14 protein-coding genes are annotated in these 19,609 nt (G+C 47.1%); 8 read left to right on the top strand and 6 right to left on the bottom strand.

Translation table 11 applies throughout. The features are described from left to right. The 5 genes from NC796_RS07310 to NC796_RS07330 all read left to right on the top strand — a co-directional run. A partial coding sequence (locus NC796_RS07310; RefSeq protein ID WP_310683479.1) for a right-handed parallel beta-helix repeat-containing protein occupies positions 1 to 2,387 on the top strand: 2,387 nt, incomplete at its 5' end. A 40-nt stretch (positions 2,388 to 2,427) separates the two neighbouring features. Further along, a complete protein-coding gene (locus tag NC796_RS07315; protein ID WP_310683481.1) occupies positions 2,428 to 7,149 on the top strand; it encodes a cohesin domain-containing protein in 4,722 nt (1,573 codons plus the stop codon). A 10-nt stretch (positions 7,150 to 7,159) separates the two neighbouring features. After that, positions 7,160 to 7,609 carry a fibronectin type III domain-containing protein gene (locus NC796_RS07320; protein WP_310683483.1) on the top strand — a complete coding sequence of 150 codons (450 nt, stop codon included), beginning with the start codon at positions 7,160 to 7,162 and terminating at the stop codon, positions 7,607 to 7,609. A gap of 919 nt (positions 7,610 to 8,528) precedes the next feature. Then, positions 8,529 to 9,287 carry a DUF1080 domain-containing protein gene (locus NC796_RS07325; RefSeq protein ID WP_310683485.1) on the top strand — a complete coding sequence of 253 codons (759 nt, stop codon included), beginning with the start codon at positions 8,529 to 8,531 and terminating at the stop codon, positions 9,285 to 9,287. Between the two features lie 59 nt (positions 9,288 to 9,346). Further along, positions 9,347 to 10,519, top strand: coding sequence for a Gfo/Idh/MocA family oxidoreductase (locus NC796_RS07330; RefSeq protein WP_310683486.1), 1,173 nt, complete (start codon positions 9,347 to 9,349; stop codon positions 10,517 to 10,519). 305 nt (positions 10,520 to 10,824) lie between these two features. Here the strand turns inward: NC796_RS07330 and xylA are convergent, their stop codons facing one another. The 4 genes from xylA to tadA all read right to left on the bottom strand — a co-directional run bounded on the left by xylA (position 10,825) and on the right by tadA (position 15,656). Beyond that, complete coding sequence (xylA, locus tag NC796_RS07335; RefSeq protein WP_310683487.1) at positions 10,825 to 12,153, bottom strand: xylose isomerase; 1,329 nt, start codon at positions 12,151 to 12,153, stop codon at positions 10,825 to 10,827. Positions 12,154 to 12,231: 78 nt separating this feature from the next. Beyond that, positions 12,232 to 13,719: an FGGY family carbohydrate kinase gene (locus tag NC796_RS07340; RefSeq protein WP_310683488.1), complete on the bottom strand. Its 1,488-nt coding sequence runs from the start codon at positions 13,717 to 13,719 to the stop codon at positions 12,232 to 12,234. 230 nt (positions 13,720 to 13,949) lie between these two features. Beyond that, positions 13,950 to 14,957, bottom strand: a complete 1,008-nt coding sequence (locus NC796_RS07345; RefSeq protein WP_310683489.1) for a sugar phosphate isomerase/epimerase family protein — start codon at positions 14,955 to 14,957, stop codon at positions 13,950 to 13,952. A 201-nt stretch (positions 14,958 to 15,158) separates the two neighbouring features. Then, positions 15,159 to 15,656 (bottom strand): tRNA adenosine(34) deaminase TadA, encoded by a 498-nt coding sequence (gene tadA / locus NC796_RS07350; RefSeq protein ID WP_310683491.1) that lies wholly within the window; start codon positions 15,654 to 15,656, stop codon positions 15,159 to 15,161. A gap of 163 nt (positions 15,657 to 15,819) precedes the next feature. On the opposite strand from tadA, the gene NC796_RS07355 reads away from it, so the two are divergent. From NC796_RS07355 to NC796_RS07365, 3 genes are all read left to right on the top strand, one after another. Beyond that, a complete protein-coding gene (locus NC796_RS07355) occupies positions 15,820 to 16,362 on the top strand; it encodes an adenine phosphoribosyltransferase (protein WP_310683493.1) in 543 nt (180 codons plus the stop codon). A gap of 91 nt (positions 16,363 to 16,453) precedes the next feature. Further along, positions 16,454 to 16,957 (top strand): hypothetical protein, encoded by a 504-nt coding sequence (locus NC796_RS07360; RefSeq protein ID WP_310683495.1) that lies wholly within the window; start codon positions 16,454 to 16,456, stop codon positions 16,955 to 16,957. Between the two features lies 1 nt (position 16,958). Next, a complete protein-coding gene (locus NC796_RS07365) occupies positions 16,959 to 18,212 on the top strand; it encodes a hypothetical protein (protein WP_310683497.1) in 1,254 nt (417 codons plus the stop codon). Between the two features lie 62 nt (positions 18,213 to 18,274). On the opposite strand, the gene NC796_RS07370 is transcribed toward NC796_RS07365, so the two are convergent. Both NC796_RS07370 and NC796_RS07375 read right to left on the bottom strand, forming a co-directional pair. Further along, the gene (locus NC796_RS07370) at positions 18,275 to 18,682 is read right to left on the bottom strand and encodes a DUF5362 family protein (protein WP_310683499.1); all 408 of its coding nucleotides are present in this window, start codon (positions 18,680 to 18,682) and stop codon (positions 18,275 to 18,277) included. 351 nt (positions 18,683 to 19,033) lie between these two features. Continuing rightward, the gene (locus NC796_RS07375; RefSeq protein ID WP_310683502.1) at positions 19,034 to 19,411 is read right to left on the bottom strand and encodes a hypothetical protein; all 378 of its coding nucleotides are present in this window, start codon (positions 19,409 to 19,411) and stop codon (positions 19,034 to 19,036) included. Positions 19,412 to 19,609 lie beyond the last annotated feature (198 nt).

Consider the following 19,609-nt stretch of genomic DNA (forward strand, 5'->3'; position numbering starts at 1 on the left):
CGAATCCCGGCGACTGGCAGGGACTGCGCGTGTATGACCGGTACGATGACAACACCGGGCTGGCCAAGCATTCGGAGCTGGCCCATGTGGTCATCAACTATGGGAACAACGGGCTGTATATGTCGATGGGCCAGCAGCTGTTTGCCGATGAGCTGAATGAGCTGCAGGTTTCCTCCTCCTATGGGGATGGCATTCAGTTGTTAAAGGGAAAGTATACGGTAACCAACTCGGTGATTGAGAACAGCCGGTACCACGGGATCCGCGCCTACTACGAGGATGCCGATGTGACGGTGCGGGGCTCGACGATTCGCAACAACGGGAGTCACGGGCTGTACGGGGCCCACAGTTCGAACAATCCGTCCGGGTTCTTCCGGGAGGTCTCCAACTCCACCATCGAAGGCAATGGCGGAGACGGAATCCGTAATGTGAATTCTTCAAATCCTCTTACGTTCCAGGCAAACCGAATAAATGATAACGGAAGTCACGGCATCTGGGCAACGGTAAGCGGGGCTGCTACCGACACAGTATTGACCATTTCCGGTAATGCCATTCGAAACAATGTCGGTTCAGGGATATTGACTTCTCGTGCCATTATTGTTGATGATACGCTTGAATACAACAAGATGGCTATTTCATTGACCGGTGAGCTTTCTAAGGCGGGGACCATCAATGAGAACGGCAATTTCTATGAAGGAAATCAAATAGCCAACAACCAGTTGAACGAGGCGATCGGACTCTACTCCTCACTCGAAGGGAAGCTGGGATTCACGACTCCAACCAGCTTTGTCGATCCAGCATATGTTCCGCTATCAGGAGACATACATGTTAGTGCAGATGATACCTTGACGATAGCCCCCGGGACGGTAGTCAAGTCTGGACTCAAGGCAACGAACGAGGAGTTTATTGTCAATGGGTATCTGAATGCCAGTGGGACTGTTGATGATAAAATTGTGTTTACCTCTATTCTGGATGATACCTATGCCGGGGATACCAACCGTGATGGTACCGAAACTGTACCGGAACGGGGGAACTGGCATCGAATTTTAGTCGATGGGGAGCAGTCGGTTGGATCCCAATTCAAGCATGTAATTGCACGATATGCCAACACGAATTTCCACCTTTCGGATAATACGGAGGTAGTAATCGACTCCAGCTATAGTTCGAATGCTAACACAGGGATCTATTCTTATAGTGGTGCCAAACCAACGATCCGAAACTCAGAAATACACCACAACCAGTACGGTATTAATGTGGCGAGCAGTTCGGCCGACCCCAATATCCACCTGAATAATTTCTATGATAACGATGACGCCGGATTGTACGTGTCGCGTACTGTAACGGCTACAAATAATTACTGGGGCGATGCTTCCGGTCCATTTGTTGACCAGGGGTCCGACCTGAATGTGGAAGGAAACGGCGACCGCATTTATATCAGCGGTTCCAATGAGGTTAGCTATCGACCGTTCCTTACCGATCGAACCGGCATCCTGCTGGGTGATGTAAGTGAAGAGGGCAGTATTTCGGCCTATGATGGTTCACTTGTGCTGCAGCATGTGGTCGACATGATCGCACTTAGCGCTACGCAACAAGCCGCTGCCGATGTATCCGGTGATGGCTCCGTTGCAGCAATGGATGCTTCATACATACTGCAATATGTGGTAGGCTCCATAAGCGGCTTCCCCGGCGCCGGGAAAATCCGTAAAGTAGACCCCGAAGAGCTTTATGATATGGAGACGGTCGTGACTGAAAATCACTATGACCTGGTAATCAGGTCGAAGGGCGCCATTCCACTCTACGCCGCCGAGCTGAATATCGACTACGAGCAGGGTTTGATTGAGGATGTGGAATTGGTGAAGACTTCGCAGACCAGAAAATGGTCAAACATAGTCAATGCCAGGGAGGGGATTGCCAAAGTGGCACTGGCTGGGATCGAGGCAGCCGAAAAAGAGGACGACTTTATCCACCTGCGGTTTACATTCAGCGACGAAAACAAAAACAAGTTGCCTGGTGATATTCAGCTTACATCGCTGAAGTTGAATGATATAGACCTCGGGGAAACCGCCGGGGAGCAACTGGAAAACCTAAACAAGGAGTTCGAGCTTCCCGAAACGTTCTCACTTGAGCAGAACTACCCGAACCCGTTTAACCCCACCACGACCATCCAGTACAAGATGCCGGTCAGCGGTAAGGTGACGGTCAAGGTATACAACGCTATTGGTCGACAAGTTGCCGTGCTGGTGAATGAGAAGCTACAGCAGGCGGGACTTTACAACCTGAGCTGGGACGGTAGCTCGGTTTCAAGTGGGGTTTACTTCTACCGCATTAGCATTGCGGGTGAGGCAGGACAAAACTTTACGCAGGTCAAGAAAATGACCCTGATCAAGTAATAACCGAACTGCAGTCGATAATTATTAAAAGGTGACTACTATGATCTCAAGAATATTAAGTGTCCTGCTGATTATACTCGGGCTCGGGGTATCCAGCGCACTATCACAGGCGGTAACCGTTAGTGTTCCCGACACGGCGGTGGATGCCGGTACCATTGTCGAACTCCCGATTACAACCAGTGCTATTGCAAAAACTGATGGTATTCTATCCGGGGAGTGGACCTTCACGCTCTCCTCGGATGTGGTGGAACTGCAGGGTGTTGAGACGGCAGGGACCCTGCTCGCCGGACAGAGCACACAATTTAATACCACGACCGGCAAATTTGCCTTCACAACCCCCGATACACTGCAGGGCTCAGGAGTGCTCTTGGTTTTGAAGGTGAAGGTAAATGCTGAAGCACTGAAGTTTGAGGAATCGACGATCAGTGTTGTCGATATGCAACTGAATGAAGGTCAGCCGGTAGTGAACTCGCAAGAGGGCACGGTAAGTGTCAGGGGGATCGCCTTAAGCCCCCGAAAGCCCTACGACCCATTGGTAGAGGGGAATACCGTGCAGTTCAACCTGGATGGCAACATCACCACGCCGGTCACGTGGAGTTCATCTGATGAGGCAGTCGCTACGGTATCGGCCAGTGGAGAGGTTCAGGGCGTGGCATCGGGATCCGTTCGCATATATGCAGAAGATGCCACAGGGCTGAAAGATTCTACCGAGATATTCCGCGTGGAGCCGGCGAATCTTCTCGAACTGTCTGTCCACGTGTCAGACGCCTCTGTTTATCAAACATTGGAGGACACCGTGCAGGTGATGGTTTCGGACATCAGTGGACTCGATATCACCTCGGGTCAGTTTGATCTTACCTATTCATCAGAAAAAATCGAGATCTTGTCGCTCGACACAGAAGGCACACTCCTGGAGGGGCGACCGTCGCCAACCATCTTTGAGCAGGATAACGGCATCAGTGTTGCTTTTGCGGATTCAGAGCCATTAACCGGGCAGGGAGCACTCCTAAATATTCGGTTTCGTGTGTTCAGGGAATCAACCGGAAGTGCGTATGTCACACCAGAGAATGTTTTTTTCAATGAAAATTTCAATGCTTCTGTCCAGCCAGGTACGGTGCAAATTATAGATGCCCCAGTACTTGAAGTGGATCCTCCTGGGCTGGATATCACAAAAGGGGAGAGCCAATCATTTTCGATTCTTTCCGGGGGTACGGCCCCTTATAGCTGGTCGATCGGCGATACGACTATTGCGTCGATTGATGCAGGAACGGGGCAGCTACAGGCGCTTAAGAGAGGGGTTACCAGCGTAACCGCCACCGATTCCGATAACTTCAGTTCAGAGTCCATCTCGGTAACGGTGAACGATGTCACGGTTTCTATACCTGACGTAGAAATCCTGGATGATGGTACGGTGACTGTTCCTATACAGACGATGGATCTGACCGGCCTGGGAGTTCTGGCCTACGAGATGGAGGTGGAATATGATACTACAATAGCCACTTTCCAGGAGATGGAGGTAACGGGCACGCTCTCGGAAGGGTTCAATGTCTTTGGTTCGGATAAGGATGGCGTGGTTAAAGTGGCCATGGCCTCCACATCCACAATGTCAGGGGCTGGGGATATCGTTAGGTTGAAGTTTAGTGCAGCCGCAGGGGCTGGTGATGCCCAAAGCACGCCACTTACCCTTCGAAAGATGCAGTTCAATGAGCCGGGGCCCAGCAGTCCGACGGCAACCAGGGAGTCGGGTGCCATAACGATCAAAAAAACAAGTGCGCCTGAACAGGTGGTGTTGCAGTCTCCTGTAAATGGGGCCGCCGATCTCGACACTACTACAACACTCACCTGGAACTTTGCAGATGGGGCTGATTCCTATGAATTGATATTATCGAAAAATCAAGACCTGTCTACTCCACTAGCACAGGAAACCGATCTCACAGGTACATCCTTTGATTACAGCAGTGGTTTTGAGCATGGGACAACCTATTACTGGCGGGTGCGAGGTACAAGTACGGGGGGAAATGGAGCCTGGTCGGAAACGTGGAGTTTTACAACACTTACCAAAAACTATTCTTTCAGCCTGAATTATCCTGAAGACAATGCCACCGGTTTGTCGGGCTACATCCTGTTCTCCTGGGATGATATTCCGGATGCGACAGAATACAACCTGACTGTAGCGACTGATGCGGAATTCACCAACGTTGTAGTCGACTCTGCGATTACCTATGAACAGATTGAACTTGGTGATTTTGCTTCTTCAACCACCCACTACTGGAAAGTGACAACCTCCATCGGCGGCCAAACGGTGGAATCGGAAGTGCGAAGTTTTACCACCCAGATGGCAAGCGCTGGAACTCCACAACTAACAACACCAGGGGACGGGAGCACTGGAGTGGAAACAGAGGTGGCATTAAACTGGAATAGTGTGGAATATGCCGATTCATATCGCGTGGAGCTCGCTACTAGTTCCGATTTTAGTTTTGGTGTCTCAACTCAGACTGTCAGCGCTACGTCGGCAACATTCACCGCCCTGGACTTTGAAACTACCTACTTCTGGCGCGTCACAGCAACGAATAGCCTCGGCGACGGTGGTACCTCCAACGTTTTTAGTTTTACCACAAGATCGGAGAGCCAGCTTGCCAGCCCCACACTCACCAGCCCGACTGACGGCACTGAAACATCAACTTCGGTGCTTTTCTCCTGGAATAGTGTGAGTGGAGCTACAGGATACAGGCTCTTGGTGGCCACCGACTCAGAATTTAATTCCATAACCGTTGACAATTCATCAATAGAGACGCAGCTTGAGGTATCTACCTTCGATTATTCGACAACTTACTATTGGAAAGTAGTAGCTTCTGACGGTTCGAAAAGCAGTGAGTCAGAAGTGCGGAGTTTCACAACCTATAGCGGCCTGGCTGCTGCTCCCGTGCTGGAGAGTCCCGCGGACGGGGCCACAGATGTGGCAACAGAGGTGACACTTCGCTGGAGCGTTGCTGAGTTGGCGGATACATACCGGGTGGAGCTATCGACAGATTCAAACTTTGGGAGTTCGGTCCAATCAAAAACGGTTTCTGCAACTGAGGCTTCATTCAGCGGGCTGGACTTTTCCACGACCTACCATTGGCGGGTAACCAGTATCAACAGCCAGGGAGATGGCGGTACTTCACAGGCTTTTGGTTTCACAACGGCGGGACAGGTGCCCGGTCCACCGCTGCTTGAATTGCCCGCAGACAATGTTTCAGACCTGGAGCCACCTGTAGAATTTTTCTGGAACCAAGCCCTGGGAGAAGGGGACATCAATGCGTCATATCGGGTGCAGGTCGCTACAGACAGTTTGTTCAGTGACTTGGTAGCAAACGAACTGACAAGTGATTTAACTACGACGGTGGACAATTTTTTATCTGAAAGTATTCATTTCTGGAGAGTGCGCGGTGAAAACAGCAGCGGTAATGGGGAGTGGTCCGAAGTTAGGAGTTTCTCAATCTCATTCTTTGCCCCTCCCACAGAAGTCACCGCGCAGGTTACACGTTCGTTTGGAGCCTCTGCCAGTCCCCAGGATTACCGGATGGTGGCGCTGCCGGGGCAAGTAAGTGAGTCACTTTCCGACCTGCTGAATGGCCAGGCCGGGGTCGACTGGCAGGCCTACTGGGATAATGGCAACCAGACTGATTACATGGTAAAGTACGACGGCAGCAGTTCCTTCAGGATGAAGACCGGCAACGGTTTTTGGGTGACCAGCCAACAGTCGTTCGAATACAACCAGACGATCTCGGCCGTGCAGTTAAACAGCGAAAAACAGGCCGTAATACCACTACATCAGGGCTGGAATATCATCTCGAATCCGCTGGATATCGATGTATCCTGGAGCAGCGTGGCATCTGCCAATGGTGGAGGCATACAGCCTGTTTGGAGATTTGACGGCTTGTTCAGTGAGATGAGCTTCTTCCCATCGGCAAAAGGGGGAGAAGCCTTCTACTTTTTGAACGACCATGGACTTGAAGAACTGGTTATTCCCTATGAACAAGCACCAAACAAAGAACGGACTAAAGAACCTGAAAAGGAAATTCGTTTGACAACCTTGGTGAATGGAGAGGAGACCTCATCAGCTGCAGTTTCATTTAGCAAGGAAGGGAAACCCTCAGTCGATATTGTCGCCCCGCCGGGTGATTTTGAAGATGCAACAATCCGGTTTATGGCTGAAAATATTGTACAGGGGAGAACAGCAGCACTTGCCCGCATCCACCGATCGATTGATCCGCAAGGACAGAGTTTTGAAATGAAACTCAGAGCCACACCAGGAAAATCTATCAACATAGCATTAGGTGAGGGCAGTAGTTCAGCGTTGACCAATATCGTGCTTATTGATAAAGCTACAGGCAAGTCCTACGATTTAAGTGCCAGTTCGGAAATTCAATTTAATCCTCAAAAAGAGGTAACACCATTTACTTTGGTGATGGGAAGTACTGAATACCTGGAGGAGAAGCAGCGTCAATATCTGCCGAAACAGGTTGAGGTCATGCCGAATTATCCCAATCCATTTAATCCCAATACTACGCTTCGATTTTCCCTGCCGCAGCAAAGTCATGTGAATGTAAAAGTATACGATGTTGTCGGCCGAAATGTGGCAACGTTGGTTAACGGAGTGCGTCCTGCCGGGAAGTATCAATTACAGTTTGATGCCTCCAATCATGCCAGTGGAATGTACTTTGCCGTCTTTGAAATAGGCAGCATGCGATATGTGCAAAAAATGTTACTCATAAAATAATCAAAGAGACATGTTTAAATCATTTAACAGTTGGCTTTTAATTGGTATGAGCCTCTTTTTGTTAAACTGTGGTGGCGGTGGTCCGACATCTTTGGATGAAGACAACGAAGATCCGCCTCCGCAAGAGGAACCCACGGAAGATACCACTCCACCTTCAATTCCTTCCGAAATGAGTGGGGAATCGGGTGACGGTCAGGTATCTCTGAACTGGGGCAGCGTTGGTGATGATGACCTGGAGGGCTATAATCTTTACCGTGCTGAGCAAAATTTTACGGATGTGTCATCGAAAAATCCAGTCAACAGCGGTCTGCTGACCAATGTGGAATTTGTTGATGAGAACCTCCAAAATGGGACTACATATTACTACAGGGTTACCGCCATTGACGACAGCGGCAATGAAAGTAATCCGTCATCCCAAATTGAAATTACGCCATTTTCATCGCCTCCTGATCGGCCTTAGATGGTGCATTTACTATCTGCCCGGTCTCAACAAAAAAAGCTGGGTAGCTATAATAACCTCAGTTCGATATAAGGATCACAAAAATTATAGCTGTCATCGCGAGGAGGCGTCTTTAATAGTAGTGTACTTTCATTTTGCAGTCGACGCGGCGGTCTCCCCGTCCATTTTCTGTTCATCCGCCGGGAGATTGCCTCCCGCAAGTTTTCGGGATCCCGATGGTCACTTAATCCTCTTCGCAATGACAGGTTCTGTCTCGAACTGACGCTAAATATTGTTGCATTTCAGAGGATATGCTCAATTAATTGAGACGGTCGTCTCATACACACTGAGATAGTAGTCTTAAGGTCTGCGAGACTATGGTCTCGGTAAGTATGAGACGTTGGTCTCACTATGTATGAGATAGTCGTCTTGGTAAGCGCGTTAATCTTATAAAGAGGAGATTTTCACCAGCGTTTATTCAAAACCCCTCGTGAGGAGACCCGGCTTAACCTGAGTTCAACATAAGAATTACTAAATTGTTGGCTCAACGATGCGGTCGATGCGGCGACTCCTCATCCGTTTTTTGTTTACGCATAGGAGATTACCGCTGGATTTCGCTGAATTCCTCACAATGACAGTTTTTATATCGAACTGACGTTATAATATGATTCTTGTTCAAGAAATCTTGCTATTGATTCTCACCTGACAAAATCAGTAGGAATACTAGTGATCCATTAGGTTATGCAGCGATACAGGTAAGTAAAGTCCAGAAAAGGTACTTGCGCTAACGCCCCCGTATTTGATTAGCGCTATTGTTCTTTATATAAAATCAGTTAAAACCTCACAAGGATGGCCTATTTAACTGGTAACCATAGTCTGCAACTATCCTTCATTTTGAATAGATTACGGCTCTCCAACATTAACAAATCAAATTACAAAGATGACTCAACTTACCACCTTTACCATAGCCTTGTCTCTCATATTCTTGTCATTTGCCGCCAATTCAATGGCGCAGGATGGCGATATGGAACCTGAAGAAACGGAAGTCTGGGAACCGGTGCCTGAAAAAATCACCCCGGGTTCTTCATACGGGGACCCTCCATCTGATGCAATTGTTTTATTCGATGGCTCCGGCTTTTCCAACTGGGAGCATCCTGATGGCTCTGATGTGAAATGGAAGCTGGAAGATGGAGCCATGACCGTCAACCCCGGAACTGGTGGGATTCAAACCAAACAGGATTTTGGCAGTGTGCAACTGCATATAGAGTGGAGAGCACCAGAGCCGAGCGGGGAAGGACAAGACCGGGGAAACAGTGGAGTTTTTCTGCAGGATCGTTACGAGGTGCAGGTGCTTGATTCATATAATAACAAAACGTATTCCAATGGAATGGCGGGAAGCATCTATAAACAACATATTCCTGCTGTGAATGCGGCAAAAGCACCAGGAGAATGGCAGACCTATGATATTATGTTTGAAGCTCCTGAGTTTAATGATGACGGCTCGGTGGCAAAACCGGCGTACCTGACGGTGTTTTGGAATGGAATTATGGTTCACAACAAAGCCGAGCTGAAAGGGCCTACCGTTTATATCGGTCACCCGGAATATGAAGCTTATGAAGGTGGAGCCCCTTTGGCATTGCAGGATCATAGTCATACTGTCAGTTTCCGCAATATCTGGGTTCGGGAATTAGACCAGTAATTATTATGAAAGGCTTGACAGTACTCATAAACACTGATTAATAAAAACGGAGCATAGGGATGAGTTTTGACGACAAGAGTAACGGATATTCACGCAAAGAATTTTTAAAACGAGTGTCACTGGGGATGGGAGCCACCCTGGCATTTCCCGGGCTATCGGCTGCCGGCAACTTTTTTGGAGATCACCACCAGTACTATTACCAGCAGTGGGAAAAGAGGGATCCGCTGCCTGCTGACGAAAAGCTGGGCATCGCCTTGGTAGGGCTTGGTAGTTATGCTATGGGACAACTGGCGCCGGCGCTGCAAGAAACAAAGTTTTGTAAGCTTACAGGACTGGTAACGGGCACCCCTTCGAAAGAAAAAAAGTATGGGGAAAAGTATAATATTCCGGATTCCAACATCTATAATTATGAGACTTACGACCAGATTGCGGATAACGATGACATCGACATTATTTACGTAGTTCTTCCCAATTCTATGCATGCTGAATATACCATTCGTGCAGCAGAGGCGGGGAAGCATGTCATCAGCGAAAAACCGATGGCGACTTCTGTAGCAGATGCCCAGGCAATGGTGGATGCCTGCAATAAAGCTGGGGTCAAGCTCTCCATAGGCTACAGGCTACATTTTGAGCCACATCACGAAGAGGTCATGCACATAGGACAGAATGAACCCTACGGTCCGGTTACGGATATAAATAACGGTTTTGCATTTCCTCTGACCGACCCCAACCGTTGGCGTATTGATAAGGAATTAGCCGGAGGCGGTCCACTTATGGATGTCGGTATTTATGCGGTTCAGGCTGCACTTTACACGATGGGAGAACGCCCTCTTTCCGTGATTGCAGAAACGCCCAAGAAAACCAAACCTGATTTTTTTGATGAAGTTGAGGAGACCATCACGTGGACTTTTGAATTTCCGGGAGGCGTAAAAGCAACAGGAGAAAGCAGCTATGCTCAATCCTACAATTATCATCATGCCAATACCACCGATGGTTTCTGCCATGTAGAACCTTCTTATGGTTATGGCGGAATTGAGGCGAAGACACATAATGGTGTAATGGACGTTCCCAACGTGGGACAGCAGAAACTGCAGATGGACGCTTTTGCCGATTGTATCATCAATGACAAAGAAAGCCGCGTCCCAGGAGAGATGGGACTGCGGGATACCAAAATATTGATGGCCATTTACGAATCTGCCGAAACCGGCAAGAAAATTGAGTTCGACTGGTAATTGTAGTTTTCGTATTAATCAAGAAACCTGATGTTCTGCGTCTAATAACCTAACGGTGTTTGGACGCAGGGCGTCAATCCAGGGTACCGCCGCAGAGCGAACGGTACTAAGTATTGTGAGGTAAGAATCACTTCAACGATTCAACATCTCAACGTTTCAACGATACGAAGAATAGAATTAAAAATCATACTCTAGACCTTCTAACCTTGAGCCTTTGACCCTTTGATCAACATCATCTTGAATTCAATAAAAAAAGCCGGGCACCACAATGATTGCCCGGCTTTTTTGTATTGCTGGAATGTAAACTAGATGTACTGGTTGATCAGGTTTTCGTAGTACTCTTGCTTTCCACTGGTTTGCTCAGGCTCGCCATTCTTGATAGCGTAATTCCTAAGGTCTTCTAGACCTAGGTCGCCATTTTCGAATTTGGCACCTTCATCGCTGTCATAGGAGCTGTAACGTTTTTTACGCAGCTCTTTGTACTCGGAACCTTCCATGATGGCAGCTGCGGATTCGAGTGAGCGCGCCATCACGTCCATACCGCCAATGTGGGCATAGAAGAGATCCTTCAGGTCGGTGGAGTTTCTTCGGATTTTGGCGTCAAAGTTGAATCCGCCGGTATCAAGTCCGCCGTGTTCAAGAAGAACCAGCATCGCCTGTGTCAATTCAAAAACGTTAACGGGGAACTGGTCGGTATCCCAGCCGTTTTGATAATCCCCGCGGTTGGCATCGATACTGCCGAGCAACCCATTGGCTGCGGCTGCTTCAAGCTCGTGCTGGAAGGTATGCTGCGAGAGGATCGCGTGGTTTACCTCGATATTCACCTTGAAATCTTCGTCCAGTCCGTGTTCCCGTAGAAATCCGATCACTGTTTCAGTATCAAAGTCGTACTGGTGCTTCATCGGTTCCATCGGTTTGGGCTCAATCAGAAATGTTCCTTCAAACCCATTTTTACGCCCGTAATCACGTGCTTTTTTCAAGAACGTGGCCAGGTGTTCTTTTTCACGCTTCATATCGGTGTTGAGCAGCGACATATAGCCTTCACGACCGCCCCAGAAAACGTAGTTCTCACCGCCGAGCTCAATAGTGGCATCAATTGCATTCTTGACCTGCGTTGCGGCATGTGACAGCACATGGAAATCGGGATTGGTAGCTGCACCGTTCATATACCTGGGATTGGTAAACAGGTTGGCTGTTCCCCATAGGAGCCTCACACCAGATTCTTCCTGCTTTTGCTTGGCGTAGTCGACAATGGCTTTTAACCGTTTTTCAGATTCAGCAATAGTATCGGCTTCATCCACAAGATCGTAATCGTGGAAGCAATAGAAGGGGACACCAAGCTTTGTGATGAATTCAAAAGCAGCATCCATTTTGTCTTTGGCCCGTTGGACAGGGTCATCCGCTGTCAGCCAGGGAAACTCACGCGTGCCAATACCAAATGGATCACCTCCGGTTCCGGTAAAGGTATGCCAGTAGGCGATGGCAAATCGGAAAAAATCTTTCATTGTTTTTCCGGCAACCTTTTTGTCTTCATCATAATATTTAAACGACAGTGGGTTGTCGGAATCCTTTCCCTCATATTCGATCTTGTCAATTTCCGGGAAATACTCTTTCTCACCAGTAGTAATGTTCATAAAAGTGTAAGGGTTACTTGAGTTTTCTGAGTTTTAGTTTATATCTGTTTTCAAAGTAATAATCACTCGGCGATGCAATCAAAGTGCCTTCTCGAGTTCATTATGCCAGTGTTCATACGCATCTGAATAAGCGTTAACCAGCTCACTTTCCGGTGCTTGCGTTTTCACTTTTTTTAGACCGGCAAATGCATTGGACCGTTCTTTATAGATGCCCGCTCCAATGCCGGCCCCTATGGCTGCTCCTATGGAGCCGTCAGTATTGTACATCTCCACAACTTTTCCGGTCACGTTGGTAAACGCCTCTGCAAAGACGGGGCTCAAAAACATATTGGTATGGCCCACGCGCACGGTCTCAATCTCCATACCCATCTCTTTCATAATCTGCAGGCCGTAGTTCAGGGCAAAAGCAATTCCTTCTTGTGCCGCACGGATCACGTGACCCGTATTGTGCCTGTTAAACTGAATGCCATTAATCCTTCCACCCAGGTCTTTGTTTGCGAGCGGTCGTTCCGGCCCGTTGCCAAAGGGCAGCACTGAGATGCCTTCCGCTCCGATAGGTACCTTGGCCGCCATTTCATTCATATCGTCATAGCTGTAGGAGGTACCGTTTAGCAGCGTATTCCGTAGCCAGCTGTATTGAATCCCAGTGCCATTCACACAAAGCAGGACTCCATAGCTGGGATTGTCTTTGGTATGATTTACGTGAACAAATGTGTTCACACGGGATTGGTCGTCGTGCAGCGGCTTGTCTGTGACGCCATAGATCACGCCGGATGTCCCGGCAGTTGATGCAACCTCACCCGGATTCAGAACATTAAGGGAGAGCGCATTATTTGGCTGGTCGCCGGCCCGGTACGAAATTTTAATTCCTTTGGAAAGCCCGAGCTCTTCAGCCGCAGCGGCAGAGAGCTCCCCATGCTCGGCCATATTGGGATGAACCTCGGGGACTAAATCTTTTGAAAGCCCATAGTGCTCCAGGACCTGGTCCGCAAGTCCATTCGATTTGAAATCCCAGAAGATGCCTTCGGAGAGGCCTGATGTGGTGGTGGCAATATCGCCGGACATCTTCATAGCGATATAGTCGCCGGGCAGCATAAATTTTGATGTCTTTTTGTAGACGTCGGGTTCATTTTCTTTTACCCACTTCAATTTGGAGGCCGTAAAATTGCCCGGTGAATTAAGGAAATGTTCCAGGCAGTAGTCTTCTCCCAGTTCTTCAAACGCTTGCTGACCGATGTCAACTGCCCGCCCGTCGCACCAGATGATGGAGGGGCGCAGGGATTTGTTATTCTCGTCGACGAGCACCAGTCCATGCATTTGGTAGGAGATGCCGATGGCTTCGATATTACTGGTATTAATACCGGATTCAGAAACAATCTGTTTGGTTGCTTTAACGACGTGGGTCCACCATGTCTCGGGGTCTTGTTCAGCCCAGCCCGGTTCCGGTGCTGAAATCTCTAGCTCCTTGCTTGGAGAGGTAGCAGAGCTAATCAGTTTACCCCCGTCAGCCTCAATGAGGCTGGCTTTAATGCTCGAACTCCCTACATCGTATCCTAATAAATACATCTAAATTTCTTTCTGTAATTGTTTGTTGGTGGTCGGTAATCTTTTAAATCGACCTGAAATGATTCCCGGTATTTTACCCTGCATGAACCCCTTTCAGTCCTCTCTGACCTCCGACTCCTGGATCCATCAGTAGCAAAATGCCTTGATCAAAGAGGATCAGAAGGGTAAAAATACAAATTAAAATGGCTAAATGGCTATTCTAACGATTAACTGTTTACCATATGTTAAATTTAGTCATCCTTCTCGGAGAAAGCCGAATCGAAAGCAGCGCCTGGAGCAGAGAAGTCAATTTTTTTGCAGTAATCGGCCGATTCGCTTGCGCCAATCTCTCGTTCCATTCCGCTGTCTTCCCACTCAACAGAAAGGGGACCGGCATATTCTACGCGATTCAATGCACGGATAATGCGGTCAAAATCGATTTTGCCACGACCAACAGAAACAAAATCCCAGTAGCGGTCTTTGTTTCCGAAATCAGTATGTCCACCAAAGACACCAGCTTTGGTCGGCTTGTCTGACCACCACACATCTTTCATATGTACATGGTAGATGCGATCAGAGAAGTTGTCGATAAAACCCAGATAGTCAACACCCTGGTAGCCGAGGTGGCTGGGATCATAATTGAAACCGAATGCCTTACGCCCGTCAAGCGCTTCAATGGCACGCTCAGCAGATGCAATATCAAATGCAATTTCAGTAGGATGCACTTCGAGTCCAAACTTAACATCCACCTCATCGAATACATCGAGGATGGGATTCCATCGATCGGCAAAATCCTGGAAGCCTTTGTCTACCGTATCCGGTTTGTTGGGAGGGAAGGAATAAAGTTTTGACCAGATGGAGCTGCCTGTAAAACCATTGACTACCGGCACCCCAAGCTTGGCTGCAGCCCTTGCTGTATCTTTAATCTCATCAGCAGCCCGCTGGCGCACTCCTTCAGGATCGCCGTCGCCCCAAACATGTTTGGGCAGAATTTCTTTGTGGCGGTCATCAATAAGATCGCAAACCGCCTGGCCCACCAAGTGATTACTGATCGACCAAACTTTCAGATCATACTTTGCCAGTAGCTCTTTACGCTGCTCGCAATAATTATCTTCTTCAAGCGCACGGCGGACATCAAAGTGATCTCCCCAGCAAGCCAGTTCTAATCCATCGTATCCCCATGAAGAAGCCTTCTCAGCGATGGTTTCCAATGTCATATCGGCCCATTGGCCGGTAAATAACGTTACTGGTCTTGACATAATAAATCCCGTTTTCTTTTAAAATTAAGTGTAATAATTAATGAAAAATCTGTTGGAAAAATTCATTACCTAAAATATGCATCTGCAATAAAATTCAAAGTATTTTAAAGGTCAATTTCACACTCAATTCAGGGTTAACGGTTAAGTAAAAAAAGGTAAAATTATCTGGTCAGAATAAGAATGGCTGCAAATAGTGGATATCTAGTTCTCTCCGTTGGACTTTGAGCGCTGCTCTTGGAAGAATTGTTTAAGTATCCATTTACAGTCTTCTTCCATCACACCTTGAATCACCTCAACCTGGTGGTTCAATTTATTTGAACTGGCAATATTGAACAGGCTTCCGCACGCACCGCCTTCGACATCGGGAGCCCCAAAAACGATGCGATCGATTTTAGAGGAGACCAGTGCCCCGGCACACATCGGGCAGGGTTCAAGGGTGACATAGAGAGTGCAGCCGGTCAAATACTTATTTTCTATTGTTGAGCAAGCTGCTGAGATAGCGAGCATTTCGGCATGCGCCGTGGGATCTTTAAGTCGTTCCGTTTGATTGTATCCCTTCCCGATAATACTATCATCTTTTACTACGATAGCCCCAACGGGGACCTCATCTTCATCATAGGCCTGTTCTGCCAGTTTAAATGCCTTGATCATGTATTGTTGATACTTGCGGATGATGGGGGACTTACCGTTTGTTGACATGTATATTTGTGATTTTGAGAGAGTTTATAGCATTCTTTTTCTCCACCTGTTCGCAAACCTGGTCACAGGGAGTAAGCATGATATTGCAAAACTAAAAAATTTGCTTCCCATTCGGGTTATTAGCTATAATCGAATGCAATAATAAAAGTAAAAAAATAATCGCATGGAATCTGTAAATGAAGCTGTCCTTGAGCTGCTTGAGTCTGAAATTCGCAATATTCCTGATTTCCCCAAGCCGGGGATCGATTTCAAAGATATTACACCCCTCCTTAAAAATCCTGACACGCTGGAACTTACCTCCCAAATGCTGGCGCGCCCTTTTCGGCACAACAGTATTGATTACGTGGTTGGGATAGAATCCCGCGGGTTCCTCTTTGGTACAAACCTGGCGCAAGATCTCCATGCAGGTTTCATCCCGGTACGAAAACCGGGGAAACTGCCCTCCCAAACAGTTTCGCAGACGTATGCCCTGGAATATGGTGAAGACAAGGTGGAGATGCACTCCGACGCGCTCCCCGATGGAGCTAAGGTTATTATCCATGATGACCTTATTGCCACCGGCGGATCAGCCCGCGCGGCCACACAACTGGTTGAAAAGCTTGGGGCACAGGTTGTGGGATATTCGTTTATCCTGGAGCTGGAAGCCCTGCAGGGTCGGGATCTTTTGTCACCTGATGCCCACTATGAAGTGCTGATCAGCGTTTGACAATTTCATCCCGGAACAAATTGTCAGTTGGCCGTCTATAAGTAATTGAAGTTCATACCAGAACAACCAATTAATACTTAAAGACGGTTTAATGATGATATACTCGCTACGTACACTTCCAGCATTGTGTTTGGGTTGCATGCTGTTACTGTTTGCCGGTTGTAAGCAGTCAATGGTGATTAGTGACGTAAACTATTCCCAACCAATTGAAACAGTACTAACGCCCAATGAAAACGGGGTCGTGGAAGATGTTCAACATGGACTAAGTTTCAACATCTTGCCACTGCAGTATGCCGAGACCGAGGATACCAGCTCGGTTACCACCCGTGAAGTCCGGATGATTAGGGGTAAAGAAGGATTTTATTATATCACTGCCGCGGGTTATTCAAACGTATATGTGATGGCTCCGGAAAAGAATCAGTTAAAACTGAAGAAGAAAATCAAGATCAGTGAAGAGGGCATTGAACAACCCGCTTTCAATCAACGAGATACGTATGTGCAGCTACTGAACAGGGAAACTGAAGATACCTATATGCTCACTGAAGAAGGGGTGAAGCAAACTGATCAGGAATTAGCAAGCAGGGAGGAGAACTGATATGAATTTATTTAAACTTAATTATACCGGTTCATTGTTGGCACTGGTGACATTTGTATCAATTTCAGTATCTGCACACGCCCAGCAAGTGCAGTCAGACTACCAGATACAGCAAGAGTATAACCAGCAAGTTAAGGAGATAAAGCAGTCACTCGAAAGTGTAACCACGCTTTCGGAAGCACAGCAGGTAAGCGACAGGATTGATTCTCTGCAAATGGAATATGTCGATCACAGAACGCTTATCAACAAAGCCGTGTACCCTGAAACCTTTGAAGAGCAAATTTCAGAACTGGAGGAATGGGCGCTTTCAGCACAGGATCAGCTTGCTACAATTGAACAGCAGCAGGATAAGCTGCAGCGGATGAACAGCGAGCTAACCAGTTATGGGAAAAAGCTCAATAATCTTAACAGCCACACTGATTCGCTGGAAACGGCTATTCAGAAATCGATAGCCAGCGAAAAAGAGCTATCGGATCAACTCAGAAACTATCGTGAGAACCTGGAGCGGCGTGATCAGCTGATCCTGTCATTCATCGATTCTGTGGTTGTTACGTATGAAGATCTTGGCCTGAACGCCATGACGGATATGGAAAATGTTCGTTCGGAGAATGAACTGAATACCGAGGAGAGTCCCCTGAAGATGATGCGGGCCATCCCGTCAGAAAGTTTGCAACTGCTGGAAGCGAACCAGGATCTGCGTCCTGAAGATTATCTCAGAATGAAAGCGGTACAACAGGAGTTTTCACGGATGTGGAGTAAAGTGGGCACCAAGTTTACTCAGGCCTACAGTGTGAATCCGCAGCAAACCAAATCAGAGATTGAGCAGAGTATCAATCAGTGGGAAAAAGGATTGAATGACCGCATGTGGACTTCACTCCAGCAGTCATTCCAACAAGCAGATATTGAAGTGCAGGATTTTAATAACTCTTCAACCCTGTTTGAGGCGCTGAATACTTACGTAGAGCAGGGGCTGACCAAAAGCAGACAGGATTCAGGAAATAAAACGTATCAGGATTACACAAAATTTGCTGATTTCTGGAATACCCGGGTGAAAGAGTACTGGACCGAGAACATGATACGAACCGAGGTCCTTAGCAGTTCTCAAATTGCCACTATTGACCAAAAAACCAACCGCTGGGCATCAATTGCACAGCCTGAATCAAATTTGATGGCTTACCTGTTGGGTGTCAGCCTGTTTACGATTGCAGTACTCGGGTTCATGCTTTTCAGAGAGAAGTCTGGTAAGAAAGCATAATTTATTTCGCCAGGCGATACAATGCATTGTTAAGGGCCGAATATCACATTCGGCCCTTTTTTTTAAGCGAAATTTTTCGGCATCGACATTATTCCCAGGGACAACAGGTAGATGGCAACGATAATGTATAATAGGATAACAACGACCATCACGATTAGCAGCACTTTATAGAAAAAGAAAAACTTGCGCTGGTTTTCGAAAGCTTTGTTCAGGTGAAAGAAGTCATTTGATTTGACAAAATTTCGATACGAGCGTGCCGACTGATGGAGCTTTATGTGGTAGATAATCATCGGTATCCCAATAATTGCCCCGATAATGGTCAGGCACAACAGCACGCCCTGGATGATGTAAAAAATTGAGAAAAACTTCATGTCACCCGCCATTTTATCGACATGCTCCTCAATCTGACCATTTTTCAAAAATGATACATTGCTCAGTGTAATCTCCGGGGTGTTTTTTTCTATTTCCATTCTGTGGATCTGGTTACTTTCGGAATTCATATTTTAACGGTAGATATGCCTAATGTGTAAATATTGCAATTCACATCTTCCAAAAGTATTTAATCCACAGGGAAGATACGATCCTGTATTTAAGGCAAAATAATCTCAGTTCGACATAAGAATTATTCAAAATAACAACTGTCATCGCGAGGAGGCTTTTTTGAACCCTGTTGGCTCAACGATGAGGTCGACGTGGCGATCTCCCCATCCGTTTTATTCATCCATCGGGAGATTGCCTCCCAGCTGTCAGGATCCCTATGGCTGCTGAATCCCTCAATGACAGTTTTTATCTCGAACTGACTTAATCGAATGACCAGACGTTTACTCGGTAAGTCTTCTCACGAATTGCCGAGCCGAACTCTGCGAGTAAAACGTTGTATTGCGTCCATTATCCATTATTTGCCCTCTGATCAATTGTCGTTTACCGTTGCCAAGAAGAACACTTAGTTCTATTTGTCCAATATTTCCCAAAGTCCGTTCGATCTTCATACTTTTATTTATAAGAGTCCGAGTTCCGATTACGAGATATTTCCTTTCAGGTAATTCAAGGACGGCATAGTATATCGTGCCTTTCTTCTTTATGTAATCAAATTCACCCTGCCCCTGGGCTTTAGTCGGAAATACGAAATAGCACGCAAACAAAAGCAAGAGAACAGGGAAAGAGGGGATGGCTTTTTTAAATGTTGAATAACGTTTCATGATAACCTCCTATATCTTGTTGGCAGTGTTGCCTTTAATGGCGTTCTACCCGTAAGCTATTCGGAGGTCGTTTGGTGAGCGTTTGCTAAAGCGTTTAATTGGAAGTTCTTTTGAAAAAATCATTAAAAATTCATCAAACGCTGACAATTTTGTGTGGGAGGTTCGTCCAAATATGAAACATGATCATTTTTGGAGAAA

This window comes from Aliifodinibius sp. S!AR15-10, from assembly GCF_031569985.1.
Taxonomy (GTDB): domain Bacteria; phylum Bacteroidota; class Rhodothermia; order Balneolales; family Balneolaceae; genus JAMQKA01.

What these genes read in the sequence shown, in the direction of transcription:
- NC796_RS07315 (WP_310683481.1), top strand. Translation starts at nt 2,428, where the DNA reads ATGATCTCAAGAATATTAAGTGTCCTGCTGATTATACTCGGGCTCGGG.
- NC796_RS07320 (WP_310683483.1), top strand. Translation starts at nt 7,160, where the DNA reads ATGTTTAAATCATTTAACAGTTGGCTTTTAATTGGTATGAGCCTCTTT.
- NC796_RS07325 (WP_310683485.1), top strand. Translation starts at nt 8,529, where the DNA reads ATGACTCAACTTACCACCTTTACCATAGCCTTGTCTCTCATATTCTTG.
- NC796_RS07330 (WP_310683486.1), top strand. Translation starts at nt 9,347, where the DNA reads ATGAGTTTTGACGACAAGAGTAACGGATATTCACGCAAAGAATTTTTA.
- xylA (WP_310683487.1), bottom strand. Translation starts at nt 12,153, where the DNA reads ATGAACATTACTACTGGTGAGAAAGAGTATTTCCCGGAAATTGACAAG.
- NC796_RS07340 (WP_310683488.1), bottom strand. Translation starts at nt 13,719, where the DNA reads ATGTATTTATTAGGATACGATGTAGGGAGTTCGAGCATTAAAGCCAGC.
- NC796_RS07345 (WP_310683489.1), bottom strand. Translation starts at nt 14,957, where the DNA reads ATGTCAAGACCAGTAACGTTATTTACCGGCCAATGGGCCGATATGACA.
- tadA (WP_310683491.1), bottom strand. Translation starts at nt 15,656, where the DNA reads ATGTCAACAAACGGTAAGTCCCCCATCATCCGCAAGTATCAACAATAC.
- NC796_RS07355 (WP_310683493.1), top strand. Translation starts at nt 15,820, where the DNA reads ATGGAATCTGTAAATGAAGCTGTCCTTGAGCTGCTTGAGTCTGAAATT.
- NC796_RS07360 (WP_310683495.1), top strand. Translation starts at nt 16,454, where the DNA reads ATGATGATATACTCGCTACGTACACTTCCAGCATTGTGTTTGGGTTGC.
- NC796_RS07365 (WP_310683497.1), top strand. Translation starts at nt 16,959, where the DNA reads ATGAATTTATTTAAACTTAATTATACCGGTTCATTGTTGGCACTGGTG.
- NC796_RS07370 (WP_310683499.1), bottom strand. Translation starts at nt 18,682, where the DNA reads ATGGAAATAGAAAAAAACACCCCGGAGATTACACTGAGCAATGTATCA.
- NC796_RS07375 (WP_310683502.1), bottom strand. Translation starts at nt 19,411, where the DNA reads ATGAAACGTTATTCAACATTTAAAAAAGCCATCCCCTCTTTCCCTGTT.